Raw genomic sequence first — 24,185 nt, 5'->3', positions numbered from 1 at the left:
CTACAGCGGCGCCTGCTCACGGGGCCAGCTCAGGCTGAAGCAGGCACCGCCCAGGGCTTCGCTGCGCCCCACCGTGGCTCGGCCCGCGTGCCAGTAGATGATCCGCCGCACGATCGACAAGCCCAGGCCATGCCCGCCCGAGGCCCGTGTGCGGCTGTCGTCCAAGCGTGTGAAGGGCGTGAAGATGCGGTCCCAGTAACCTTCGGGAATGCCCGGCCCGTCATCTTCCACATCGATACGGCAGCGCTGCTGGCCCAACTGGTAGCTCAGCCGTACCTCAGCCCCAGCATGACGCAAGGCATTGCCTACCAGATTCTGCAAGGCGCGGTGCAGATAGCGAGGCTCGGCTTCGACCCAGGCGTCTCCGCCGTCCTGCAGCTGACAGGCGCCGCGCACCAGCCGAACCTGGGCGTTGAGCGGTGCCAGCTCGTCGATCACCCGGTCGAGCAAGGCATCCAGGTCGACGCGCTGGAATTTCAACGCTGGCGCGCCCTGCTCCAGGCGGGCATAAGTCAACATCTCATCGACCAGTTTGTCCAGGTCCTGGATGTCGCCATCCATACCGGCCAGGTGCTTGGCCCGGGCGTGCTCGGTCGTCGCACATTCGATCATTTCCAGGCCAAAACGCAGACGCGCCACCGGCGTGCGCAGCTCGTGGGACACCGCGCGCACCAGCTCCCGCTGCATGTTCAACGAGCGCTGCAAGTGTTCGGCCATGCCATTGAACGCTGCCGCCAGCCGCCCTACCGAGTCGGCATCCCCTGCGGGCACGCGGGTTTCCAGGCTGCCTTGGGCAATACGCGTGGCGGCGACCTCAAGCCCCGACACCCTTCGCTCCAGTTGGCGCACCAGCAAGTACACCACCAGACCGATCAGGCACAGGCCGAGAAAGGCGATCAACACCAGCAACTGCGGAGGATAGGGGTTGAGCTGATACAGCGGGCCGATCTCCAGCACCCAGGGTGAGCCCGGCACGCCAGCGAACACGCGAATCGAGTCGCCGTCCTTGCCCAGCGCCATGACCGTGTCGCCCTCCTCTACCCGCCTGCGCTGGTCATCGTCCAGACCGACCCGTTCCAGGCGCTGCAAGGCAACGCCGAAACCGAAGCCCTTGCTCTGCTTCAAGTCCGCCAGGCGCTGCTGCTGCTCGGTCACGGGATAGCGCACCAGTTCATCCGTCAGCAGATACAGGGTGGCGCGCGCCAGCTGCTCACTGACCTGCTTGACCTCGGCCACCAGCAGCAGGTCCTCCTGGCCGACCTTGCGCAACACCTGCGCGGCATGCGGCCCGGTCTTCTCCACCACCACCAGGGCGCGATACAAACGCGCGCGCTGGCCGCCGTCGAGGGTGCGCGCCGACATCGGTTGCAAATCCAGCGGCACACCGAGCAGGCGCTCCCACATCAGTAACGAGCGCTTGCGCTCGGTTTCATTCTGTTGCGCCAGGTTGTCGGCCATCAGGCTGAAGGTGCCCTGGGCCAGGCGCTCACGGTGCTGGGCGGCGCGGACTTCGTTGACCAGGTGCAGGCTGAGCACGCCGAGCAGGGCCACCAGCACCAGCACGGCGAGCATGCCGCCGTAGATACGCAGGAAGATCGAGTTGTTCATGGCGCATCGCCGACGAACAGGTAGCCCTTGCTGCGCAGGGTCTTGATCAGCCGTGGGTGGATCGGGTCGTCACCGATCTTGGGGCGGATCTTGGATATACGCACGTCGATGGAGCGGTCCTGGCCGTCGTAGCCAACCCCACGCAGCGCGGTGAAGATCTGCTCGCGCGACAGCACCCGCCCAGCGTTGCTGGCCAGCAGCCAGAGCAGGTCGAATTCGGCGCCGGTCAGGTCGATCAGCTGCTCGCCGAGCCTGGCTTCGCGCAACCGGTTGTCGATGCTCAGCGTGCCAAAGGCCAGCGCCTGGCGCTTGCCTTGCACCGGTTCGCTGCGCCGCAACAGGGCCTGGATGCGCGCGAGCAACAGGCGCGGGCGCACGGGCTTGCACACGTAATCGTCGGCGCCCAGATCCAGGCCCTGGACCTGGTCAAGCTCATCGCTGCGGGCGGTCAGCATGAGGATGGCACCGGCATAGTGGCCGCGCACGCGGCGGCAGATGCTCAGGCCGTCTTCGCCGGGCAGCATCAGGTCGAGGATAACCAGGTCCGGCTGGCTGTCGACGATACGCCGGGCGGCGCGAGCGCCATCGCCCTCCACGGCGACCTCGAAGCCATTGGCCTGCAGGTATTCGGCAGTCAGGTCGGCGAGGCGCTGGTCATCTTCGACGATGAGGATGCGGGGTGTCGGTTGATCCATGGCCTTTGCCTTTTGTTGTTCTTGGGGGTGCAGGGCGGGCGATTGTCTGCGCGCTTGAGATCGAGCGCCGCCCGCGCGGCGCATCGCGGCTAAAGCCGCTCCCACGGAATATTGCGTCGTGCCAACAAGGCTGGCAACAATGGCCTATCAGGCCATGGCACGTTGCAACAAATGTGGGAGCGGCTTTAGCCGCGACGCGCCGCGCGGGCGGCGCTCGATCTCGAGAGCGCAGACAGCTCAGCGACATGCGCCTGATAGCCGCGGAAATTTTGTGCAAACCTCTTGGCACAAGGCCTACAGCGATTACCCACTATTCACTCACAAAGTACGCACAAGTTATCCACAGGCGTTCGCCTTGCAAAGACCCCTGTACCGCATTATCTTGTATCCCCAGCGCGGCGAACCACTAGATGTTGGGTTTATCCCGAAAACGCCAACACCACTGCGAGCAGAAATTCAAGAGATTTTTCTGGCAGAACTTTACGTGGTTTCATCAGCCAAACCGCTCCAGCGGAAGCAGTGAGAGCAACAGCTTTGGTCCAGCACCAACAGCATTTGACTTCGGCCAGGGAGCGGCAAGCTATTGCCCCTTATTCCTGAGTCTGTCCCGAAGTCGGTACGCCCGAACGGGCGGATGCGCATGCATGCCGCATCCCCGTCCGGGCCATCGAGCAAGTGGACGGAACGGTGGGCGCCCAAAAGGCGCCTGAACAATATAGAAACTGTGGAGACACCCACCCATGCAAACCGACACAACTCGCGAGAACCCGCAGGCCCAGGCGCCGCAGGCCGCCGATTCCAACCAGGATCTGGCTGCCACTGCCCCGGGTCAACTGCGCGTGATCAAGCGCAACGGCACTGTCGTCCCCTACACCGACGACAAGATCACCGTGGCCATCACCAAGGCGTTCCTCGCAGTTGAAGGCGGCACCGCCGCTGCCTCGTCGCGCATCCATGACACCGTCGCGCGCCTGACCGAGCAGGTCACCGCCACGTTCAAGCGTCGCATGCCATCGGGTGGCACCATCCATATCGAAGAAATCCAGGACCAGGTCGAACTGGCCCTGATGCGTGCCGGCGAGCAGAAAGTCGCCCGTGACTACGTGATCTACCGCGACCAGCGCGCGAAAGAGCGCGCCACCCGCGCCAACACCGACTCCGTGGTCGAGCCGCACCCAAGCATCCGCATCACCCTGGCCGACGGCAGCCTGGCGCCGCTCGACATGGCGCGCCTGAACACCATCATCAGCGAAGCCTGCGAAGGCCTGGCCGAAGTCGATGGCGACCTGATCCAGCGCGAAACCCTGAAGAACCTGTACGACGGCGTGGCCATCAAGGACGTCAACACCGCCCTGGTGATGACCGCCCGTACCCTGGTCGAGCGCGAGCCCAACTACTCGTTCGTCACCGCCCGCCTGCTGATGGACACCCTGCGTGCCGAAGGCCTGGGCTTCCTCGACGTGGCCGACAGCGCCACCCACCACGAGATGGCCGACCTGTACGCCAAGGCCCTGCCGGCCTACGTCGCCAAGGGTGTCGAGTTCGAACTGCTGAACCCTGCCCTGGCCGACTTCGACCTGGAAAAACTGGGCAAGGCGATCAACCACGAGCGCGACCAGCAATTCACCTACCTGGGCCTGCAGACCCTGTACGACCGCTACTTCATCCACAAGGATGGCGTGCGTTTCGAACTGCCGCAGGTGTTCTTCATGCGCGTGGCCATGGGCCTGGCGCTGGAGGAGAAAGACAAAGAAGCCCGCGCGATCGAGTTCTACAACCTGTTGTCGTCCTTCGACTACATGGCCTCGACCCCCACCCTGTTCAACGCCGGCACCCTGCGCCCGCAGCTGTCGAGCTGCTACCTGACCACGGTGCCGGACGACCTGTCGGGCATCTACCACGCGATCCACGACAACGCCATGCTGTCGAAATTCGCCGGTGGCCTGGGCAACGACTGGACCCCTGTGCGTGCACTGGGCTCCTACATCAAGGGCACCAACGGTAAATCCCAGGGCGTCGTGCCGTTCCTGAAAGTGGTCAACGACACTGCCGTTGCCGTGAACCAGGGCGGCAAGCGCAAAGGCGCTGTGTGCGCCTACCTGGAAACCTGGCACCTGGACATCGAAGAATTCATCGAGCTGCGCAAGAACACCGGTGATGACCGCCGTCGTACCCACGACATGAATACCGCCAACTGGATCCCTGACCTGTTCATGAAGCGCGTCTTCGATGACGGCAAGTGGACCCTGTTCTCGCCATCGGAAGTGCCAGACCTGCACGACCTGACCGGCAAGGCCTTCGAAGAGCGCTACGAGTACTACGAAGCCCTGACCGAGTACAACAAGATCAAGGTGTTCAAGACCATCCAGGCCAAAGACCTGTGGCGCAAGATGCTGTCGATGCTGTTCGAGACCGGCCACCCATGGCTGACCTTCAAGGACCCGTGCAACCTGCGTTCGCCGCAGCAGCACGTGGGCGTGGTGCACAGCTCGAACCTGTGCACCGAGATCACCCTGAACACCAACAAGGACGAGATCGCGGTCTGCAACCTGGGCTCGATCAACCTGCCGAACCACATCAATGACGGCAAGCTGGACACCGCCAAGCTGCAACGCACCGTCAACACCGCCGTGCGCATGCTCGACAACGTGATCGACATCAACTACTACTCGGTGCCGCAAGCGCGTAACTCGAACTTCAAGCACCGCCCGGTCGGCCTCGGCATCATGGGCTTCCAGGACGCGCTGTACCTGCAGCACATCCCGTACGGCTCCGACGCTGCCGTCGAGTTCGCCGACAAGTCGATGGAAGCGGTCAGCTACTTCGCCATCCAGGCCTCCTGCGACCTGGCCGACGAGCGCGGCGCCTACGAGACCTTCCAGGGTTCGCTGTGGTCCAAAGGCATCCTGCCGCTGGATTCGCAACAGATCCTGATCGAAGCCCGTGGCCAGAAGTACATCGACGTCGACCTGAACGAGTCGCTGGACTGGGCGCCGGTCCGTGCCCGCGTGCAGAAAGGTATTCGTAACTCGAACATCATGGCCATCGCGCCGACCGCGACCATCGCCAACATCACCGGCGTGTCGCAGTCCATCGAGCCGACCTACCAGAACCTGTACGTGAAATCGAACCTGTCGGGCGAGTTCACCGTGATCAACCCGTACCTGGTGCGCGACCTGAAGGCCCGCGGCCTGTGGGACTCGGTCATGATCAACGACCTGAAGTACTACGACGGTTCGGTGCAGCAGATCGAGCGTATCCCGCAAGAGCTGAAAGACCTGTACGCCACTGCGTTCGAAGTCGAGACCAAGTGGATCGTCGATGCCGCCTCGCGTCGCCAGAAGTGGATCGACCAGGCTCAGTCGCTGAACCTGTACATAGCCGGCGCATCGGGCAAGAAGCTCGACGTAACCTACCGCATGGCTTGGTACCGTGGCCTGAAAACCACCTACTACCTCCGTGCCCTGGCCGCGACCAGCACCGAGAAGTCGACCATCAACACCGGCAAGCTCAACGCCGTTTCCAGCGGCGGCGACAGCGCCCCGGTTCAGGCAGCGGGCCCAGCCCCAGTGCCGAAGGCCTGCGCGATCGACGAGCCTGACTGCGAAGCCTGCCAGTAAGGCCTGATGCCGCGAAAGGGGTGCCCACGGGTGCCCCTTTGCGGCATTTTCGTATCCGCGTCCCTGAGAAATCTTACCCTTTGCCCACCGCGCTGGCGGCTCGGTACAAAGGCAGGACCTCTCTATAAGGATGTACCTCATGGCGCGGAAAAAAGTGATGACTCGCAAGATTGGCCGCAATGCGCAAACCGGCCGTTTCACCTCGGTGGAAGAGGCCCGCAAGCATCCCAAGACCCACGTGGTCGAAACGCTGCGCAAGCGGTGCAATCAGTGATCGACTGAACCACCCCTATCGCCGGCAAGCCGGCGATAGGAGTAGGCCTAACCACTATATGGTGTGTTTTTAAATTTAGCCTGGCACAACATATGGGTTAGCGCTACACTCTCCTCGGCAGCATCCTGCGGTCGAAAAATTACCCTCGCCCGCAAGACATGCACCCCGATCGCAAGCGATTTCCGGTATACTGCGCCCCCTCTGAAAAGGGCACCCATTCAAGTCCCTGGCCCCTCCCCGAGGCATGGCCAGGCACAAACCCGGATGTAACGAGAGTCAACCTCTCGAGTTGACCATTTGCCCATTGGCCGTGCGTCAGGCATCACATTCTTAAAATCCAACCGGTTGCCCCAGGGCGACCCTCAAGCAGGAGCCAAACCATGCTGAGCTGGGACGAATTCGACAACGAAGACGGCGAAGTAGCCGCCAAAGGCAACACCCCTGCGCAGGCCACCGCTGCCGCCTCCCTCGACAAGCTCGACAGTGCCGGCGGTGCCGCCGCCGTGGAAGCCCGTGCCGTCGTCGCCACCGATTCCGAAGCGGTGAAGCGTGCCAAAGCCTCGCTGAACGACCTCGACATCGCCGAAGGCCTGGCCGAGCTGGAAGGTTCCTCGGCGCGCGTCGCCGTTGACGAAAAGCGCATGATCAACTGCCGCGCCGACCTCAACCAGCTGGTGCCATTCAAGTACGACTGGGCCTGGCAGAAGTACCTCGACGGCTGCGCCAACCACTGGATGCCGCAAGAGGTCAACATGACCGCCGACATCGCCCTGTGGAAGAGCCAGGACGGCCTGACCGAAGACGAGCGCCGCATCGTCATGCGCAACCTCGGCTTCTTCTCCACCGCCGACTCGCTGGTCGCCAACAACCTGGCCCTGGCCGTGTACCGCCTGATCACCAACCCGGAGTGCCGCCAGTACATCCTGCGCCAGGCCTTCGAGGAGGCGATCCACACCCACGCCTACCAGTACTGCATCGAATCGCTGGGCATGGATGAAGGCGAGATCTTCAACATGTACCACGAGATCCCGTCGGTCGCGAAGAAAGCCGCCTGGGGCCTGAAGTACACCCGCGCCATCTCCGACCCGGAATTCAACACCGGCACCGTCGAGACCGACAAAGAGCTGCTGCGCAACCTGATCGCCTACTACTGCGTCTTGGAAGGCATCTTCTTCTACTGCGGCTTCACCCAGATCCTCTCCATGGGCCGCCGCAACAAGATGACCGGCGTCGCCGAGCAGTTCCAGTACATCCTGCGTGACGAGTCGATGCACCTGAACTTCGGTATCGACGTGATCAACCAGATCAAGATCGAGAACCCGCACCTGTGGGACGCGGCGATGAAGGAAGAAGCGACCCAGATGATCCTGCAAGGGACCCAGCTGGAGATCGAATACGCCCGCGACACCATGCCGCGCGGCGTACTGGGCATGAACGCGGCGATGATGGAGGACTACCTCAAGTTCATCGCTAACCGTCGTTTGACTCAGATTGGTCTGAAGGAAGAGTACCCGGGGACCACCAACCCGTTCCCGTGGATGAGCGAGATCATGGACTTGAAGAAGGAGAAGAACTTCTTTGAGACACGGGTGATCGAGTACCAGACCGGTGGTGCTTTGAGCTGGGATTGATCGTCCGGGCTGAGCATTGAGAAGGCTGCCGAATGGCAGCCTTTTTTTGGCCGCTAACTCATGGTCTTGGACGACCTGTAGGAGCGGCTTTAGCCGCGAACACCGGTAAAGCCGGTGCCATACACCGCGTCGCCTGCTTCGCGGCTAAAGCCGCTCCTACAAGGATCGCGCCGGCTGTCAGAGCTCGTGCGAGACCCGTGCTCGCATTAGGTTGCGAACTGCTTCAGGCCTCACAGAGCAAGCCAACGTTCTCATCAATGCGGCTCTGCACTGTCCGCAGCGTGTCCTCGGTGATCATTCGCGGATACTTGCTCTGCGCCAATCTGGCGAACTGCTTGGCTATGGCACAAATTCGGTCGATGATAGCCGCAGCCGTCTTGTCCGGAATCTCTGCTTCGAGCGCCAGCGCCAGCATCGCTTTGCGATCAATCGCCAAAGCCTCTCCCATTACATCCATCTGGTGATAACCACCCGGCCCTTCACAGAAGGTCACATCGTAGGCGGGTGCCAGTGTCCATTGACCGTCGCGAGACATGAGGTAAGAAAAATTCTTGGGATGATCATCGCGGTTGTTGAAGGCGACGTTGAAGACCGCACGCTCGAAGGCCTGCGCCTTTTCCCGTATGTCGTTGGTGCACAGATGAGTCGCGCGAAGGAAATTGACGTAGTCCAGCGCTCCTGGTGATCTGAAATCGGCTCCGGTAAAGGCTGCAAGGCTTTGCATGGGGACACGCAACTCACCCTGACGGTCGAAGCGTTTACTGGCAAAAGCCGCCAGGCCATTGGGCAAACTGAAATGTTGAGTGTCCGGTGTCGGGATGCCGCACAGGCGCAAGCACTCGGCATAAACCATTTCGATAGCACAGACTTCAGGATGTTCTTCCCTGGCCGGGAATTTGATCAGCCAGGCTTCCAGCCCCGGTTTTGCGGCTGTGGTGAAGGCCCCGGTTTGAAGGTCGCGGTAGACCAAGGCTTTGGGCCTGGCACCTTGGGGCGATCCGCCTACCAGCAGCAATTTCTGCAGAAACTCGCCTCCCTCGCCTTTGAGCACTTCATGGACCTCGGCCGCCAGCAAATCCAGGGGGATATGCTCTTGCAGCATCAGTCCTTCAGGAGCAACCGGCTCGAACGACATCGCCCCCATGGCGTTGTTGCCGATATAGGCCAACCTCTCCAGCGGCCCTATACGTGCCGCGTTCAGGCCGCGACGCTTGAACAGGCGATCCATCAGCAGCATGCCCCAACCGTCCGGCAAGGCATCATAGACTGGGCCAGGCAAATGGGATTGATGGGCCGGGAAGCCTTTGCGCAAGGTATCGCCTTGCAGGGGTAACGCGTGAGAGGACAACTCAAAGCCCCGCTGCCTCGCCTCATTGCTGTATTCGAACAGGATTTGCGGGCGCCCCGTCAACGCTGTCGACGAAGCGAGCGTGCCCCAGAGCCAGCGCTCTCCCCAGCCCTCGTAATAGACACGTACTTGCTCAGGCATTGCCCTGTTTCCTTTTGATACGCTGGCGCTTGGCGGTCTGTTCATATCGGTGCAGGTCTTCGAGGCTGTCCACCTTCGGCAGGAACAGGCTTTCCAACTCCTTGCCTCGGCCCAGCACCATCGCTACCCGGATCACATTCTCGAAACCGACATTGCGCCCTGCCTCCAGATTGGACACGGTATTGCTACCAATGCCTGCACGGCTGGCCACCTCTGCCTGGGTCATCTGTTGAGCAAGCCGTTCAGTGCGAAGGCGCTCGCAGAGGCGTTTGACGATTTCTTGGGGCTTGCTGAGGCTTAGATCCAACATAGCGATATTTAACCAATGGAATTCGACTTAACACACAGAATTATAGAGTTATCTCGGAACAGCACTCAATCCATATAATTCCTCGATAAGGTGCCTTAAGAGTCAAAAATTGTCATAAGCCATGAGTTAATGGATTTAGGTCGATTTGAATGACTCAAACATCAGAACGACCACAACCAAACGTAAATTGAAGACTACGACCTTAGTCGTAGCATCTCTCAAGAAATGCGTAGGGACCGGACTAGAGCGTCCCCGCGCATCAGGTACGCTGAGTGGCGCCGCTCGATACCCATGCACGCGTTGACATCTCTCTCGGCGGTTGCTAAAAACCCAGAAGTTGTACGACAACACATAACAAAAACAACAATCAGCGGACGAGCCCCCATGTCGACATCCTCCACGCCACAGCCACGCCTGTACCTCATACCAACACCTACGGCCACCTAGCGTCGTAAACCCTGTTTCACCCTCCCGGCCCTGACCGGCCCGTTACCCACCCGCCCCTGCCGCAGGCCGCTTTCGCGTGCCCGGTGGACGGGCAGCCACACCCTTTTGTGGAGCACAACAATAATGAAAATCTGCCAAAGAACCCTGCCTTTCGCGCTGTTCGGCGCCGGCCTGCTCGGCGCTGTACCGGGCGTAACCCTGGCCGAGGGTTTCGTCGAGGACAGCAAGGCCACCCTGGGCCTGCGCAACTTCTACATCAACCGCAATTTCACCAACCCTGCCAACCCGCAGAGCAAAGCCGAAGAGTGGACGCAGAGCTTCATCCTCGATGCCCGCTCGGGCTTCACCCAAGGGCCAGTCGGCTTTGGCGTGGACGTGCTGGGGCTGTGGTCGGTGAAGCTCGACGGCGGTGGCGGCACCTATGGCACGGCGCTGCTACCGCGGCATGACGATGGGCGGCCGGCGGATGACTACGGGCGCTTGGCGGTGGCAGGCAAGGCGCGGATCTCGAAGACCGAACTGAAGATCGGCGAGTGGATGCCGGTGCTGCCGATCCTGCGCTCCGACGATGGCCGCTCACTCCCGCAGACATTCCGCGGTGGGCAGGTAACGTCCAATGAGATCGCCGGGCTGACGCTGTATGGCGGCCAGTTCCGTGGCAACAGCCCGCGCAACGACGCAAGCATGGACGACATGAGTTACGGCGGAGCGCTGTCGGACCGGTTCAACTTCGTCGGCGGCGAATACAAATTCAACCAGGACCGCACCCTGGTCGGGCTGTGGAATGCCGTGCTCAAGGACGTCTACGAGCAGCAGTACCTGCAACTGAGCCACAGCCAGCCAGTGGGCAGCTGGACCTTCGGCGCCAACCTGGGCTACTTCAACGGTGGCGAAGACGGCGCCGAGCGGGCCGGCAAGCTGGACAACAAGACCTACTCGGGGATGTTTTCGGCCCGGTACGGCGGCAGCACGTTCTGGGTGGGCCTGCAGAAGGTCGATGGCAATACCTGGATGCGCGTCAACGGCACCAGCGGCGGCACCTTGGCCAACGACAGTTACAACTCCAGCTTCGACAACGCCAACGAACGCTCGTGGCAGGTACGTCATGACTTCAACTTCGTCACGCTCGGCGTGCCGGGGCTGACCCTGATGAACCGGTATATCAGCGGCAAGGACGTGCATACCGGGGCGGTGACCGATGGCAAGGAGTGGGTGCGTGAGTCGGAGCTCGCCTACGTGATCCAGAGCGGCCCATTCAAGGACTTGAGCGTGAAGTGGCGCAACTCCTCGATTCGGCGGGATTACAGTAACAACGAGTTCGATGAGAACCGGCTGATCTTCAATTACCCGCTGTCGCTTCTGTGACCCGCGGATTTGTCACCGGGCAGTGACGAAATGCAACGCCTACGACATTGACAGGTACATAAACCACTGCCGATAATTCAGTGCAGTCATATGACAACCTACAACAAAACACAACAATGAGATTGCCATGACTATCACCCCCTTCAAGCGCCTGCTGCTCACCGGAGCGGCAGGCGGCCTGGGCAAGGTCCTTCGCCAACGCCTGAGCGGCTGCGCCGAAGTGCTGCGCCTTTCCGATATCGCCCCGATGGCCCCCGCTGCCGGGCCCCATGAAGAAGTCACTCCCTGCGACCTCGCCGACAAGGCTGCGGTCCATGCGCTGGTCGAAGGCGTCGATGCGATCGTCCACTTTGGCGGCGTGTCCACCGAGCATGCCTTCGAGGACATTCTCGGCCCCAACATCTGCGGTGTGTTCCATATCTACGAGGCGGCGCGCAAGCACGGGGTCAAGCGGATCATCTTCGCCAGCTCCAACCATGTGATCGGCTTCTACCGCCAGGACCAGCACATCGACGCCCACGCCCAGCGCCGGCCGGACAGCTACTACGGCCTGTCCAAATGCTACGGCGAGGATGTCGCCAGCTTCTACTTCGACCGTTATGGCATCGAAACCGTCAGCATCCGCATCGGCTCGTCGTTCCCGCACCCGCAGAACCCGCGCATGCTCTGCACCTGGCTGAGTTACGACGACCTTACCCAGCTGATCGAGCGCGGGCTGTTCACGCCTGACGTCGGCCACACCGTGGTTTACGGCGCCTCGGACAACCGCACGGTGTGGTGGGATAACCGGCATGCCGAGCACCTGGGTTATCAGCCTAAAGACACCTCCGAAGTGTTCCGCGAAGCCGTGGAAGCACAACCGGCGCCAGCCGCCAACGACCCGAGCATGGTCTATCAGGGCGGCGCCTTTGTCGCCGCCGGGCCGTTCGACTGACCTCAAACGCTTTGCCAGGAGGCTGCACCATGCACTGCGAATTGATCGTCGACGCCCGTAACGGCACCGGCGAAAGCCCCGTGTGGCACCCCGAAGAACAGGCGCTGTACTGGGTCGATATCCCCGCCCGGCACCTGCACCGCTGGCAGGATGGCGCGCACCAGGTCTGGCAAGGCGATGAGATGATCGCCTGCATCGCTCGCACCCGCCAGGGCTGGGTAGCGGGGATGGAAAGCGGCATCTTCCAGCTGCGGACCAAGGCCGACGGCAGGCTCGAAAGCCAACTGGTGTGTGGCGTCGAGCACGCTGAACCAGGCATGCGTTTCAACGATGGACGCTGCGACCGCCAGGGCCGCTTCTGGGCTGGCAGCATGCTGATGGACATGCAGCAAGGCGCCCATGTCGGCGGGCTTTACCGGGTCGACGGCGAAGGCGCGCTGCACCTGCAACTCAAAGACATGATCGTGCCCAATGGCCTGGCCTTCAGCCCGGACGGCACGCGCATGTACCTGTCCGACTCGCACCCCAACGTACAGAAGATCTGGATGTTCGATTACGACATCGACAGCGGCACGCCCTACAACCAGCGGCTGTTCGTCGACATGCGGGCCTTCCCTGGCCGCCCGGACGGCGCTGCCATCGACCAGGACGGCTGCTACTGGATCTGCGGCAATGACGCCGGCCAGGTGCACCGCTTCACCCCGGACGGCCGCCTTGACCGCTCGCTCAACCTGCCCGTGAAAAAGCCCGCCATGTGCGCGTTTGGCGGCGCCCAACTGGACACCCTGTTCGTCACCTCGATCCGCCCTGCGGGCATCGACCTCGGCGACCAGCCCCTGGCCGGCGGGGTATTTGCCTTCGAGCTTGGCGTCAAAGGCCTGGAGGAACCTGCCTGGCGGGGCTGAACACACACTGCCGTACCTGCACCGACACGACCGAAACCAGATAATAAAAAACACGGAGTTTCATCATGACGTTCAAACGCAAGCTGCTTCTTGCCACACTCCCGTTCGCCTTCAGCCTGTCCCTGCCGGCCCACGCGCTGGACATCAAGTTCGCCGAGATTCACCCGGCCGGCTACCCCACAGTGGTCGCCGAACAGAACATGGGCAAGAAGCTCGAAGCCGCCAGCAATGGCGAAATCACCTTCAAGATGTTCGCCGGTGGCGTGCTCGGCTCGGAAAAGGAAGTGATCGAACAGGCGCAGATCGGCGCCGTGCAGATGACCCGCGTGAGCTTGGGGATAGTCGGCCCGGTGGTGCCGGATGTGAACGTGTTCAACATGCCGTTCGTGTTCCGCGATCATGAGCACATGCGCAAGATCATCGACGGTGACATCGGCCAGGAAATCCTCGACAAGATCACCAACTCCGAATTCAACCTGGTGGCCCTGGCCTGGATGGACGGCGGCTCGCGCAGCATCTACACCAAGAAACCGGTGCGCAGCCTGGAGGACCTGAAGGGCATGAAGATCCGCGTGCAGGGCAACCCGCTGTTCATCGACATGATGAACGCCATGGGCGGCAACGGCATCGCCATGGACACCGGCGAGATCTTCAGCGCCCTGCAGACCGGGGTGATCGACGGGGCCGAGAACAATCCGCCGACCCTGCTCGAACACAACCACTTCCAGAGCGCCAAGTACTACACCCTCACCGGCCACCTGATCCTGCCTGAGCCGGTGGTGATGTCCAAGACCACCTGGGAAAAGCTCACCCCCGAGCAGCAGGTGCTGGTGAAAAAGGTCGCCCGCGAAGCGCAGATGGAAGAGCGCGCGCTGTGGGACGCCAAGTCCGCCGCCAGTGAAGAGAAGCTCAAGGCCGCAGGCGTGGAGTTCATCAGCGTCGACAAGAAACCGTTCTATGACGCCACCGCCTCGGTGCGCGAAAAGTACGGCGCGCAGTATGCCGACCTGATGAAGCGTATCGACGCGGTCCAGTAATCCCGCCCCTTCCAAGATGACCTCGGCAGTGCGACGCCCGTCGCCCTGCCGCTTTGGTGATGCCTATGAAAACGCAATTCCTGCGCGTCAACGATACGCTGTACCGCGGCTGTATCTGGGTCGCCGGCCTGTCGATCCTGGCCATGTCGCTGATCATCCCCTGGGGCATCTTTGCCCGCTACGTGCTCGGCACCGGCTCCAGCTGGCCGGAGCCGGTGTCGATCCTGCTGATGGTGCTGTTCACCTTCGTCGGCGCCGCCGCCAGCTACCGCGCCGGCGCGCACATGGCGGTGGCGATGATCACCGACCGTTTGCCACCGCTTCAGCGCCAGCTGGTCGGGCTGCTGGTGCAGGTGCTGATGATTCTGGTGTGCGTGTTCATGACCTGGTACGGCACCAAGCTGTGCATCACCACCTGGAACCAGTACATGGCCTCGCTGCCGAGCGTACGGGTGGGCATGAGCTACGCGCCGATCCCGGTCGGCGGCCTGCTGACCCTGATTTTCGTGCTGGAAAAACTCCTGCTGGGCGATCAGAGCCAGCGCAAGGTAGTGCGCTTCGACCTGGTCGAAGAAAACGAAGGAGCTGCGTAAATGGATGCGTTCATTCTGTTGGGCAGCTTCATCGTGCTCATCCTCATCGGCATGCCGGTGGCCTATGCGCTGGGCCTGTCGGCGCTGATCGGCGCCTGGTACATCGACATCCCGCTGCAGGCGATGATGATTCAGGTGGCCAGTGGGGTTAACAAGTTCTCGCTGCTGGCGATTCCGTTCTTCGTGCTGGCCGGGGCGATCATGGCCGAGGGCGGTATGTCGCGCCGGCTGGTGGCCTTTGCCGGGGTGCTGGTGGGCTTCGTGCGCGGCGGGCTGTCGCTGGTCAACATCATGGCCTCGACCTTCTTCGGCGCGATCTCCGGCTCGTCGGTGGCCGATACCGCGTCGGTGGGTTCGGTGCTGATCCCGGAAATGGAGCGCAAGGGCTATCCGCGCGAGTTCTCCACGGCGGTGACCGTCAGCGGCTCGGTGCAGGCGCTGCTGACCCCGCCCAGCCACAACTCGGTGCTGTATTCGCTGGCGGCGGGCGGCACGGTGTCGATTGCCTCGCTGTTCATGGCCGGGGTCATGCCCGGGCTGCTGCTGAGCGCGGTGATGATGGGGCTGTGCCTGATCTTCGCGAAAAAGCGCGACTACCCCAAGGGTGAGGTGATCCCGCTGCGCCAGGCGCTGAAGATCGCCGGTGAGGCGCTGTGGGGGCTGATGGCCATGGTGATCATCCTCGGTGGCATTCTCTCGGGCGTGTTCACTGCCACCGAGTCGGCCGCAGTGGCGGTGGTGTGGTCGTTCTTCGTGACCATGTTCGTCTACCGCGACTACAAGTGGCGCGACCTGCCCAAGCTGATGCAGCGCACCGTGCGCACCATCTCGATCGTGATGATCCTGATCGGCTTCGCCGCCAGCTTCGGCTATGTGATGACGCTGATGCAGATCCCGTCGAAGATCACCACAGCGTTTCTGACCCTGTCGGATAACCGCTACGTGATCCTCATGTGCATCAACTTCATGCTCCTGTTGCTGGGCACGGTGATGGACATGGCGCCGCTGATCCTGATCCTCACCCCGATTCTGCTGCCGGTGATCACCGGCATCGGTGTCGATCCGGTGCACTTCGGCATGATCATGCTTGTCAACCTCGGCATCGGGCTGATCACGCCGCCGGTGGGTGCGGTGTTGTTCGTGGGGTCTGCGGTCGGCAAGGTGAGTATCGAGAGCACGGTGAAGGCCCTGCTGCCGTTCTACCTGGCGCTGTTCCTGGTGCTGATGGCCGTGACCTACATCCCGGCGATTTCGCTGTGGTTGCCGAGCGTGGTTTTGTAGTTTTGCATTGGCGCCCATTCGCGGGGCAAGCTCGCTCCCACAGGTTTTGTACAAGGCTCTGATTTGCACACCTCCTGTGGGAGCGGGCTTGCCGAGACGTCGGACCGCCCGCGAATGGGCTGCAAAGCAGCCCCCAGTTTCTCCTGCAAATGGATCATGCAAATGGCTGTCGCTATTCCTCTCTTTCCGCGCAAGCTGGCAGTCGCGCTACTGGCGCTGCTGGCCTGCTCGTTCGCCGGCAACCACATCGCCGCACGCATTGCCTTCGATGATGACACCGGCGTGCTGCTGGCCATCCTCTGTCGCTCTGGCATCACTTTCCTGGTGCTGGCCAGCCTGGTGTTGTGGCAGCGCCAGCCGCTGGGTCTGCCGAGCGGTGCGCGGCGCTGGCAACTGCTGTTAGGCCTGCTGATCGCCACCCAGAGCCTGTGCCTCTATTCGGCGGTCGCCCGCATACCGGTGGCCCTGGCGCTGCTGGTCGACAATACCTTCCCGATGCTGCTGGCACTGCTGACCTGGGCGCTCGGCGGCAGCCGCCCGAGCGGCCGCACGGTGCTGTTCATGAGCCTGATTCTGTGTGGCCTGGTGCTGGCACTGGACGTGCCGGCACACCTGGCCGGCAGTGGCGAAACCAACCCGCACTGGCTGCTGGGGGTGAGCCTAGCGTTCTGCGCAGCCTGCGTATTCGCCTGCGCACTGTGGATCACCGATCACAAGCTGGCCGCCGTGCGCGGCCCGGTGCGCAGCCTGCTGACCTTGCTGATCGTGTTCGCCAGCATGCTGGTGGCGGGGGCCAGCGGGATAATGCCGTCCGGCCTGGCGTTGCCTTCCAGTGGCAACGGCTGGACGGCACTGGCCAGTCTGGTGGTGCTGTATGGCATCGCCTTTACCTTGCTGTTCGTCTGCGTGCCAAGGCTGAACATGGCGCAGAACGCGCCGGTGATGAACGTCGAGCCTATCGCCACGCTGCTGCTGGGCTGGGCGCTGCTTGACCAACAGCTCAGTGGCATGCAGCTGCTGGGCGGTGCCGTGGTGGTGTGCGGCATCGTGCTGCTTACCTATCGGAGGCTTTGATGACGGTGCCGCTGCTACACCTGCAAGACCGCCTGACCCGCCTGAGCGTTGCCCCTGGCCTGGGCGCCAGCCTGGCCAATTGGCAAGTCAAGGCGACCGGCCAGGCACTGCTGCGCCATGCCGACGAGGCCGCAATGGCCAGTGGCAGTCCCAGGCGGCTGGGGTGCTATCCGCTGGTCCCTTGGTCCAATCGAATTGCCGAAGGCGGATTCGCCTGCCCGTCTGGCTGGCTGGCATTGCCGCCCAACACCGATCATGACGCCTATCCGATCCATGGCAGCGCCTGGCAACAGGCTTGGCAGGTCGAACACCACAGTGAACGACGCGCGCGATTGCACCTGGATAGCAAGGTGCCGTTCGCCTATCGGGCCACGCTCGATGTGCACCTGCATGAAGGTTGCCTGCGCCTCGACCTGCAGGTCGTTCATCTGGATGAGCGCGCCATGTGGCATGGGCTCGGGCTGCATCCCTACTTCCCGCGCTACCCCGACACGCAGTTGCAGGTGACCGCGCGACAGGTATGGCTGGGCGAGCACGGGCGGCTGCCATCGCGCCACGCTGCGATCCCTGCAGACTGGCATTTCGATATCTTGCGCGAACTGCCTGGGAGCGCAGTCGATCATGCTTTCAGCGGCTGGGCAGGCGCATGCGTCATCGAGCAGCCGAGTGCCGGGTATCGGCTTGAGTGCACCGCCAGCGGTGCGGAGTACTTCCTGCTGTACTGCCCGCAGGAGCAAACGTTCTTCTGTTTCGAGCCGGTCACCCACCCGATCAATGCCCATCATTTGCCAGGGCGGCCGGGGTTGCGCTTATTGCAGCAAGGGGAGGAACTGAACCTGGGCTTCAGCCTGCAATACGCCGCGATTCAGTCCAGCTGATGGCTGCGTAGCTGCTGCGCCAGCAAATCGACGAACGAGCGCACCTTGGCCGAACCGTACTTGCTTTCCCGGTGCAACACATGGATCGGCCACGGCGCTTCCTCATACTCGGCGAGGATCACCTGCAGCTGCCCGCTGGCGATTTCATCGACCACTTGATACGACAGTAACCGGGCAATTCCCAAGCCGCCCACCGCCGCCGCGATTGCGCCGTCGTTGCTGGTCACGGTAAGCCTGGGCTTCATGCGCACCAGGGTAGGTTCGTCGGTTACTCCGAACCGCCAACCCGCACGAGGCGACAGGTTGGTGGTGGCGATCACCGCATGCTCCGGCAAGTCCGACGGATGCTGCGGCACGCCATGCCGCGCCAGGTATTCAGGGGAAGCACAGAGCATGCGCCGCACCCGGCCCACACGCAGGGCCTTGAGGCCGGAGTCGGGCAGCGGGCCGATGCGCACGGCCACGTCCATGCCCTCCTCGACCATGTTGACGATACGGTCGAGGAAGTAGGCAGACACGTCCACCTCGGGGTACTGCTGCAGGTAGCGGACGATGCAGGGCATGACGAACTTCTTGCCGAACAGGATCGGCGCGGTCACTGCCAGCTCCCCCTTGGGCGTGGCGTTGATGCCGGCGGCGGCCTCGTTGGCTTCAGCGATGCTGGCGAGAATGAGGCGGGTGTCTTCCAGGTAGCGGCCACCCGCCTCGGTCAGGCGCACGCTGCGCGTGGTGCGCAGCAGCAGCTTGACGCCGAGCTGTTCTTCGAGGGCGCTGACGGCCCGGGTGACCGCCGCTGGCGAGATGTCCAGACGGCGGGCGGCGGCGGCGAAGCTTTCCAGTTCGCCTACGGCGACGAAGACCTTCATCAGGTGGATCTGGTCCATGCCGACTCCTGGCTGGCGGGGGTGGGAGGGATTATCGGTTATCTGCAGATTTTGTGCTGCCCGCTCACAGGTCCAGCACCAGCGCTTGTGCACCCTCCTCCACCTTGGCCGGTATTGCACAGCAGATCAGTACCGTACCGCTTTCCGGCAGCTCAGCCGGCGGGTTCGGATAATGCACCTGCCCGCTCACCACCTTGGTCTTGCATGTACCGCATGAACCCCCTCGGCAACTGAAATCCGGGGAAAGGCCACGGGCCTCGGCCAGCTCCAGCAAGGTCCCGCTGTCCGGCGCCCAACGGGCCTCCTTGGCGGAACTTGCGAAATACACCGGTACCGGCTCGCTGGCTGCCGGTGGCTGCTGCAGCGTCGGTTGGTTATCGTCGGTACGGCGCCTGAGCGTCGAAGGGCCGAACGCTTCAGCATGGATGCGTGCATCCGGCACATGCACGGTACGCAGCCCTTCGTACAGGTCCTGGGTGAAACTGGAAGGCCCGCACAGGTAGAAGTCATAGTCATCCAACGCCAGCGCCACCTTGACCTGCTCGATGCCGAGGCGGCCGGCATGCTCGTAGTCCAGGCCCTGCACCGCGTCGGCTTCTGGTTGGCTCAGTGAGCGATGGATGCTCAACAGGTCGCCGGCCTGTTCGCGCAAGCCGCTCAGCTCTTGCTGGAACGGCAGTTCGGCGAGGCTGCGGGCGCCGTGAAACAGGTGAATCCGTCGACCCTGCTGCCGAGCCAGCTGGTCACGCAGCATGGCGATCAGTGGCGTGATGCCCACGCCTGCGCCAATCAGTACGATGGGCCGCTGACTGTCGTCCTGGAGGGTGAAACTGCCCATGGGCAGGCGCACATCGAGCCGGTCGCCTACGCCCACCCGTTCATGCAGGTAACGTGATGCGGGGCCCTGGGCTTTGACGCTGATACGCAAATGGCCGTCCGACGGTGCGCAGGACAGGCTGTAGGTGCGAATCAACGGAGTGTCGCCAAAAGGGAGGCGCACGGGAATGTGCTGGCCTGGGGCGAATGTCACGGGTGCCTCGGCGGCCAGGTAGAACGAACGGATATCGCGGCTCTCCTGCTCAACCCGCTCTACCCGCCAGCTCAGCCACTGGCGCTGCCGTTCTTGCTGTTGCAGGCGCTGCTCGGCTTCGGCCCAGGTGCCGGTCATCAGGCTGGTCGGTGCATATCCCTCGAAGGCCCAGCGCAGCGACACACCGGCGGGTCGCAGCACGACCTGTTCGACCTCCAGCGTCCACAGCCGCTCGGCACCTTCGAATGCCTTGATCAGCGGGCTGTCGAGTATCACCTCGGCGCGCCCGGTCAACTGCAGCACGTTGCCATTGCTGAAGTCGACGAACAGCAGCCCCGCCTGCGGGTTCTCCAGCAGGTTGCCGAGGGTATTGAAATGCAGGTTGCCGGCATAGTCGGGGATGGTCAGGCGGTTACCTTCGACCTTGACGAACCCGGGCCGGCCGCCGCGATGCGATACATCCACCGAACGATGGCCATCTTCGTGGTCGATGTAGCTGGCGACGAAGAACGTGTCGGCGTTGCTGATCATCGCCATCGCCTCGGCACTCAAGGTCAACGAATCCTGCCGCCCCTGCGCCGGTTCATCGACACGGGTGTAGGCGCGCAACTGAATGTACTGCGGGCAGTTGCCGAAGGCATGCTCCACGTTCACTTGCAGCTGGTTACCGGTAACCCCGCCAATCAGCCCGTTGATGCGGTTGCGCCGCCGGGTGTGCAGTTCGATGCCGAGCAAACCGATGGCGCCACCTGCAGCGAGGCCGGGCGTTGCTGGGTCTTCGCTGGTGAGGGGGGTGTCGATCAGCAGTTGCTGCGGGTCAGGGGAACTGACAAAGCCTTCTGCCCCCTCAAGCAACGTCGCCCAAGGTTTGCCGTCTGCGTCCACAGCACCGGCAACCAGGAATGGCAGTTGCCGATAGAACTCGCGGTGCTGGTCGGGCATGTAGTCACGGATGACCTTTTGCCCGAACGCTTCCATCCGTTGTGCTACACCGACCTGCTCTTGCAGGCGCTTCTCGCCAGCGTGCCAGGGCGAGGTACGAGGGGCTGGGCGTTGTTGCATGGCGGCATTCCTCGATTGGGTTGCGGCTCAGGCGCTGGCTTGCAGGCCCACAGCGGTGCGTGGCATGGCAACGAAGCCCGGCAGCGCTTCGATCCGTGCCAGCCAGGCACGCACGTTGGGGTAAGGTTCCAGTGAGACATTGCCCTCGGGGGCGTGGGCGATGTAAGAGTAGTTGGCGACATCGGCGATGGTCGGCTCGCTGCCCACCAGGAACGGCGTCTTGGCCAGTTCGGTGTCCATCACCTTGAGCAGGGTGTGGGCGCGGCCGATCACTTCATCGGTGTTGAACGAGGCACCAAACACCGTGACCAGGCGGGCGGCAGCAGGGCCGAAGGCAAGCGGTCCGGCGGCGACCGACAACCACCGTTGTACCTTGGCTGCGGCGAGTGGATCGTGGGGCAGCCAGCAGCCGCTCTTGTCGTAGGTGCTGGCCAGGTAGACAAGGATGGCGTTGGAATCGGCGAGAACAGTCCCGTTGTCATCGATCACCGGCACCTGGCCGAACGGGTTGAGAGCGAGGAATTCGGGCTGCTTGTGGGCGCCCTTGGCCAAATCGACGAACACCAGCTCAGTGGGCAGGTTGAGCAGCGACAGCATCAGCTCGATACGGTGGGCGTGGCCGGACTTGGGGAAGTTGTAGAGTTTGATCATGGTCTGCGCTCCAGGGGTGGCACCGGGGTGGTGCTGCTGGAACACATGCTGCGCTGATTCGGTAAACAACAGAATCAGCGCCGCGGGGAGATCATAATTTCGCCAGTCGAAATAATTCCTGTCAGTGGCGCTGTTGCTTCTGGTGGCGATACAGCCCCTTGGCCGCTTCGATCACGTGCGGCACACACGCCTGCAACTCGTCGAAACTCATGGCATCGAGCAACTCGAAGTTGTCCTCCAGCCCATGCAGCGATATGGCCTTCAGCAGTTGGTCCTGCTCAGGGGGCAGCGCGCCCCATTCTGCAACCTGGGTGCCGCGCATATAGCCAAAGCACCACTCTTCCATGATGATCGCCGGCCCCTCCTCGGCTTCACTTTCTTCGAACAGTGGTTCGAAGTTTTCGAGGTCATTCGCCAGCTGCTCCTCTACCTGGTTGGCATAGCGCAGCATCAACGCCGTGTAGGCTTCTTCGTGGGCAGGTTTCTTGAACTTCGGCACCTTGCCACCGGCCACTGCAGGCAGCCAATGCTCGGGGTTGATCCTCGCCGGGGAGCTGGCAAGGGCGGTGAAGAAACCGTTGAGCTCGGCCAGGTTGAGCACCGAGTAGTCGTTGCCGTAGGTGATCAGCAGGTCTTCGAGGCGGTCGAGTTCTTTGTCGCTGAGCGCGGGGAGCATGTGCGGGTGTCCTGGGGTGAAGATTTGCGTGCACCCTAGCACATGGGGGTTGGCGTGAGGAATTTGTTGCCTGTACATAAGCATTCGCGGGCGGTCCGACCTCGGACCGCCCGCGAAAAAGCCCTTAAGCCTTAAACCGCCAGCGCGCGCTCACGCAGCTCGCTGTTGAGGATGCGGTCGTTCTCGCTGTAATCGACCGGGCAGTCGATCACGTGCACGCCTGGGGTCTTGATGCAGTGCTCGAGCAGCGGCAGCAAACCTTCGGCGCTTTCCACACGGTGGCCATTGGCACCGTAGGCTTCGGCGTATTTGACGAAGTCCGGGTTGCCGTAGTCCAGGCCGAAATCGGTGAAGCCCATGTTGGCCTGCTTCCAGCGGATCATGCCATAGCCGTCGTCACGCAGGATCACCACGGTGACGTGCATGCCCAGACGAACTGCGGTTTCCAGCTCCTGGCTGTTCATCATGAAGCCGCCGTCGCCACACACCGAAATCACCGGGCGGTCCGGGTACACCAGGTGCGCCGCCATGGCCGACGGCAGGCCCGCGCCCATGGTCGCCAGGGCGTTGTCGAGCAGCACTGTGTTGGGCTTGTGCGCCTTGTAGTTGCGGGCGAACCAGATCTTGTAGATGCCGTTGTCCAGCGCAACGATGCCTTCGGATGGCAGCACGCGGCGGATGTCGGCAACCAGGCGCTGCGGATAGACCGGGAAGCGGTCGTCGTCGGCGCCTTCGGCGATCTGCGCTTCGTTGGCTTCGCGGATGGCCATGAGGCGGGTGAAGTCCCAGTGCGAAGTGTCGCCCAGGCCTTCGCCGATCTGCCAGACGGCGTTGGCGATGTCGCCAATCACTTCAACCTGCGGGAAGTACACGGCATCGACTTCGGCGGAACGGAAGTTGATGTGAATGACTTCGGTACCGCCACGAACCATAAAGAACGGCGGCTTCTCGATCACGTCGTGACCGATGTTGACGATCAGGTCGGCGGCTTCGATGGCGCGGTGTACGAAATCACCGGACGACAGCGCAGCGTTGCCGAGGAAGCGCGGGCTGCGCTCGTCGACCACGCCCTTGCCCAGCTGAGTGGTGACGAACGGGATACCGGTATTGTCGACCAATTGCTTGAGGACTTTGGCGGTCATCTTGCGGTTGGCGCCGGCACCGATTACCAGGATTGGGCTGCGCGCATTGCGCAGTTTCTCGATGGCGGCTTCGATGGCCACGTGCTCGGCCAGCGGGCGGCGGTGCAGGCTGCGCGGGATCGGCATGGCATCGGTCTGCTCGGCCGCGATGTCTTCTGGCAGCTCCAGGTGCACGGCACCCGGTTTTTCTTCTTCGGCCAGGCGGAACGCCTCACGCATGCGCGAAGGAATGTTGTCGGCCGATGCGAACTGGTGGGTGTACTTGGTGATGGGGTCCATCATGCCGCACACGTCGATGATCTGGAAGCGGCCTTGCTTGGACTTCTTGATCGGCTTCTGGCCGGTGATCATCATCATTGGCATGCCGCCCAGGTAGGCGTACGCACTGGCGGTCACCAGGTTGGTCGCGCCAGGGCCCAGGGTCGACAGGCTGACGCCGGTCTTGCCGGTCAGACGGCCATAGGTAGCGGCCATGAAGCCCGCGGACTGCTCGTGGCGGGTCAGTACCAGCTTGATCTTCGACTTGCGCAGGGATTCCAGCAGGTCGAGGTTTTCCTCACCAGGAATGCCGAACACATACTCGACACCTTCGTTTTCCA

19 protein-coding genes are annotated in these 24,185 nt (G+C 62.5%); 10 read left to right on the top strand and 9 right to left on the bottom strand.

The window, feature by feature from the left end; translation table 11 throughout:
• Entirely contained in the window at window positions 1–1,608 is a 1,608-nt protein-coding gene (locus tag ACIPZF_RS24950) for an ATP-binding protein (RefSeq protein WP_400804440.1), read from the bottom strand.
• Window positions 1,605–2,303 (bottom strand): response regulator, encoded by a 699-nt coding sequence (locus tag ACIPZF_RS24945; RefSeq protein WP_400804434.1) that lies wholly within the window; start codon window positions 2,301–2,303, stop codon window positions 1,605–1,607. Before ACIPZF_RS24945 ends, ACIPZF_RS24950 begins: the two co-directional genes overlap by 4 nt.
• A 740-nt stretch (window positions 2,304–3,043) precedes the next feature.
• Between ACIPZF_RS24945 and ACIPZF_RS24940 the strand changes: the two genes are divergently transcribed.
• Together ACIPZF_RS24940 and ACIPZF_RS24935 are read left to right on the top strand one after the other, a co-directional pair.
• Window positions 3,044–5,923 (top strand): ribonucleoside-diphosphate reductase subunit alpha, encoded by a 2,880-nt coding sequence (locus ACIPZF_RS24940; protein WP_400804431.1) that lies wholly within the window; start codon window positions 3,044–3,046, stop codon window positions 5,921–5,923.
• 654 nt (window positions 5,924–6,577) lie between these two features.
• Window positions 6,578–7,828 carry a ribonucleotide-diphosphate reductase subunit beta gene (locus tag ACIPZF_RS24935; protein WP_400804429.1) on the top strand — a complete coding sequence of 417 codons (1,251 nt, stop codon included), beginning with the start codon at window positions 6,578–6,580 and terminating at the stop codon, window positions 7,826–7,828.
• A gap of 223 nt (window positions 7,829–8,051) precedes the next feature.
• Here the strand turns inward: ACIPZF_RS24935 and ACIPZF_RS24930 are convergent, their stop codons facing one another.
• Both ACIPZF_RS24930 and ACIPZF_RS24925 read right to left on the bottom strand, forming a co-directional pair.
• The gene (locus ACIPZF_RS24930; RefSeq protein WP_400804426.1) at window positions 8,052–9,317 is read right to left on the bottom strand and encodes a type II toxin-antitoxin system HipA family toxin; all 1,266 of its coding nucleotides are present in this window, start codon (window positions 9,315–9,317) and stop codon (window positions 8,052–8,054) included.
• Window positions 9,310–9,627 carry a helix-turn-helix domain-containing protein gene (locus tag ACIPZF_RS24925; RefSeq protein ID WP_400804424.1) on the bottom strand — a complete coding sequence of 106 codons (318 nt, stop codon included), beginning with the start codon at window positions 9,625–9,627 and terminating at the stop codon, window positions 9,310–9,312. Before ACIPZF_RS24925 ends, ACIPZF_RS24930 begins: the two co-directional genes overlap by 8 nt.
• A gap of 570 nt (window positions 9,628–10,197) precedes the next feature.
• Here ACIPZF_RS24925 and ACIPZF_RS24920 point away from each other — a divergent pair.
• From ACIPZF_RS24920 to ACIPZF_RS24885, 8 genes are all read left to right on the top strand, one after another.
• Window positions 10,198–11,439: an OprD family porin gene (locus tag ACIPZF_RS24920; protein ID WP_400804422.1), complete on the top strand. Its 1,242-nt coding sequence runs from the start codon at window positions 10,198–10,200 to the stop codon at window positions 11,437–11,439.
• A gap of 127 nt (window positions 11,440–11,566) precedes the next feature.
• Window positions 11,567–12,373 (top strand): NAD-dependent epimerase/dehydratase family protein, encoded by an 807-nt coding sequence (locus ACIPZF_RS24915; protein WP_400804419.1) that lies wholly within the window; start codon window positions 11,567–11,569, stop codon window positions 12,371–12,373.
• 29 nt (window positions 12,374–12,402) lie between these two features.
• Window positions 12,403–13,278 (top strand): SMP-30/gluconolactonase/LRE family protein, encoded by an 876-nt coding sequence (locus ACIPZF_RS24910; RefSeq protein ID WP_400804417.1) that lies wholly within the window; start codon window positions 12,403–12,405, stop codon window positions 13,276–13,278.
• Window positions 13,279–13,343: 65 nt separating this feature from the next.
• A complete protein-coding gene (locus tag ACIPZF_RS24905; protein WP_400804414.1) occupies window positions 13,344–14,315 on the top strand; it encodes a TRAP transporter substrate-binding protein in 972 nt (323 codons plus the stop codon).
• Between the two features lie 65 nt (window positions 14,316–14,380).
• On the top strand, window positions 14,381–14,908 hold the full coding sequence (locus ACIPZF_RS24900; RefSeq protein WP_400804411.1) for a TRAP transporter small permease: 528 nt from the start codon (window positions 14,381–14,383) through the stop codon (window positions 14,906–14,908).
• The gene (locus ACIPZF_RS24895) at window positions 14,909–16,189 is read left to right on the top strand and encodes a TRAP transporter large permease (protein WP_400804408.1); all 1,281 of its coding nucleotides are present in this window, start codon (window positions 14,909–14,911) and stop codon (window positions 16,187–16,189) included. It begins immediately after the preceding gene.
• Between the two features lie 162 nt (window positions 16,190–16,351).
• Window positions 16,352–17,263, top strand: a complete 912-nt coding sequence (locus ACIPZF_RS24890; protein ID WP_400804405.1) for an EamA family transporter — start codon at window positions 16,352–16,354, stop codon at window positions 17,261–17,263.
• Window positions 17,263–18,141, top strand: coding sequence for an aldose 1-epimerase (locus ACIPZF_RS24885; RefSeq protein ID WP_400804403.1), 879 nt, complete (start codon window positions 17,263–17,265; stop codon window positions 18,139–18,141). The genes ACIPZF_RS24890 and ACIPZF_RS24885 overlap by 1 nt, the downstream gene beginning before the upstream one ends.
• Here the strand turns inward: ACIPZF_RS24885 and ACIPZF_RS24880 are convergent.
• From ACIPZF_RS24880 to ACIPZF_RS24860, 5 genes are all read right to left on the bottom strand, one after another.
• The gene (locus ACIPZF_RS24880; protein WP_400804400.1) at window positions 18,129–19,025 is read right to left on the bottom strand and encodes a LysR family transcriptional regulator; all 897 of its coding nucleotides are present in this window, start codon (window positions 19,023–19,025) and stop codon (window positions 18,129–18,131) included. The genes ACIPZF_RS24885 and ACIPZF_RS24880 overlap by 13 nt on opposite strands.
• 64 nt (window positions 19,026–19,089) lie before the next feature.
• Window positions 19,090–21,117: a pyridoxamine 5'-phosphate oxidase family protein gene (locus ACIPZF_RS24875; protein ID WP_400804397.1), complete on the bottom strand. Its 2,028-nt coding sequence runs from the start codon at window positions 21,115–21,117 to the stop codon at window positions 19,090–19,092.
• A 27-nt stretch (window positions 21,118–21,144) separates the two neighbouring features.
• Entirely contained in the window at window positions 21,145–21,768 is a 624-nt protein-coding gene (locus ACIPZF_RS24870; RefSeq protein WP_400804395.1) for a glutathione S-transferase family protein, read from the bottom strand.
• A 121-nt stretch (window positions 21,769–21,889) separates the two neighbouring features.
• A complete protein-coding gene (locus tag ACIPZF_RS24865) occupies window positions 21,890–22,444 on the bottom strand; it encodes a UPF0149 family protein (protein WP_400804392.1) in 555 nt (184 codons plus the stop codon).
• Window positions 22,445–22,575: 131 nt separating this feature from the next.
• Window positions 22,576–24,185: acetolactate synthase large subunit (locus ACIPZF_RS24860; protein WP_400804389.1), on the bottom strand; the 1,610-nt coding region annotated here is incomplete at its 5' end.

The organism is Pseudomonas sp. NPDC089752 (assembly GCF_044748725.1).
Classification (GTDB): Bacteria; Pseudomonadota; Gammaproteobacteria; order Pseudomonadales; family Pseudomonadaceae; genus Aquipseudomonas.
Note: the sequence above shows the minus strand (reverse complement) of the source record. Positions and strands in the feature narration are given on the sequence as shown.

Excerpts from the sequence above, each read along its gene's own strand:
- ACIPZF_RS24950 (WP_400804440.1), bottom strand. The coding sequence starts at position 1,608 with ATGAACAACTCGATCTTCCTGCGTATCTACGGCGGCATGCTCGCCGTG.
- ACIPZF_RS24945 (WP_400804434.1), bottom strand. The coding sequence starts at position 2,303 with ATGGATCAACCGACACCCCGCATCCTCATCGTCGAAGATGACCAGCGC.
- ACIPZF_RS24940 (WP_400804431.1), top strand. The coding sequence starts at position 3,044 with ATGCAAACCGACACAACTCGCGAGAACCCGCAGGCCCAGGCGCCGCAG.
- ACIPZF_RS24935 (WP_400804429.1), top strand. The coding sequence starts at position 6,578 with ATGCTGAGCTGGGACGAATTCGACAACGAAGACGGCGAAGTAGCCGCC.
- ACIPZF_RS24930 (WP_400804426.1), bottom strand. The coding sequence starts at position 9,317 with ATGCCTGAGCAAGTACGTGTCTATTACGAGGGCTGGGGAGAGCGCTGG.
- ACIPZF_RS24925 (WP_400804424.1), bottom strand. The coding sequence starts at position 9,627 with ATGTTGGATCTAAGCCTCAGCAAGCCCCAAGAAATCGTCAAACGCCTC.
- ACIPZF_RS24920 (WP_400804422.1), top strand. The coding sequence starts at position 10,198 with ATGAAAATCTGCCAAAGAACCCTGCCTTTCGCGCTGTTCGGCGCCGGC.
- ACIPZF_RS24915 (WP_400804419.1), top strand. The coding sequence starts at position 11,567 with ATGACTATCACCCCCTTCAAGCGCCTGCTGCTCACCGGAGCGGCAGGC.
- ACIPZF_RS24910 (WP_400804417.1), top strand. The coding sequence starts at position 12,403 with ATGCACTGCGAATTGATCGTCGACGCCCGTAACGGCACCGGCGAAAGC.
- ACIPZF_RS24905 (WP_400804414.1), top strand. The coding sequence starts at position 13,344 with ATGACGTTCAAACGCAAGCTGCTTCTTGCCACACTCCCGTTCGCCTTC.
- ACIPZF_RS24900 (WP_400804411.1), top strand. The coding sequence starts at position 14,381 with ATGAAAACGCAATTCCTGCGCGTCAACGATACGCTGTACCGCGGCTGT.
- ACIPZF_RS24895 (WP_400804408.1), top strand. The coding sequence starts at position 14,909 with ATGGATGCGTTCATTCTGTTGGGCAGCTTCATCGTGCTCATCCTCATC.
- ACIPZF_RS24890 (WP_400804405.1), top strand. The coding sequence starts at position 16,352 with ATGGCTGTCGCTATTCCTCTCTTTCCGCGCAAGCTGGCAGTCGCGCTA.
- ACIPZF_RS24885 (WP_400804403.1), top strand. The coding sequence starts at position 17,263 with ATGACGGTGCCGCTGCTACACCTGCAAGACCGCCTGACCCGCCTGAGC.
- ACIPZF_RS24880 (WP_400804400.1), bottom strand. The coding sequence starts at position 19,025 with ATGGACCAGATCCACCTGATGAAGGTCTTCGTCGCCGTAGGCGAACTG.
- ACIPZF_RS24875 (WP_400804397.1), bottom strand. The coding sequence starts at position 21,117 with ATGCAACAACGCCCAGCCCCTCGTACCTCGCCCTGGCACGCTGGCGAG.
- ACIPZF_RS24870 (WP_400804395.1), bottom strand. The coding sequence starts at position 21,768 with ATGATCAAACTCTACAACTTCCCCAAGTCCGGCCACGCCCACCGTATC.
- ACIPZF_RS24865 (WP_400804392.1), bottom strand. The coding sequence starts at position 22,444 with ATGCTCCCCGCGCTCAGCGACAAAGAACTCGACCGCCTCGAAGACCTG.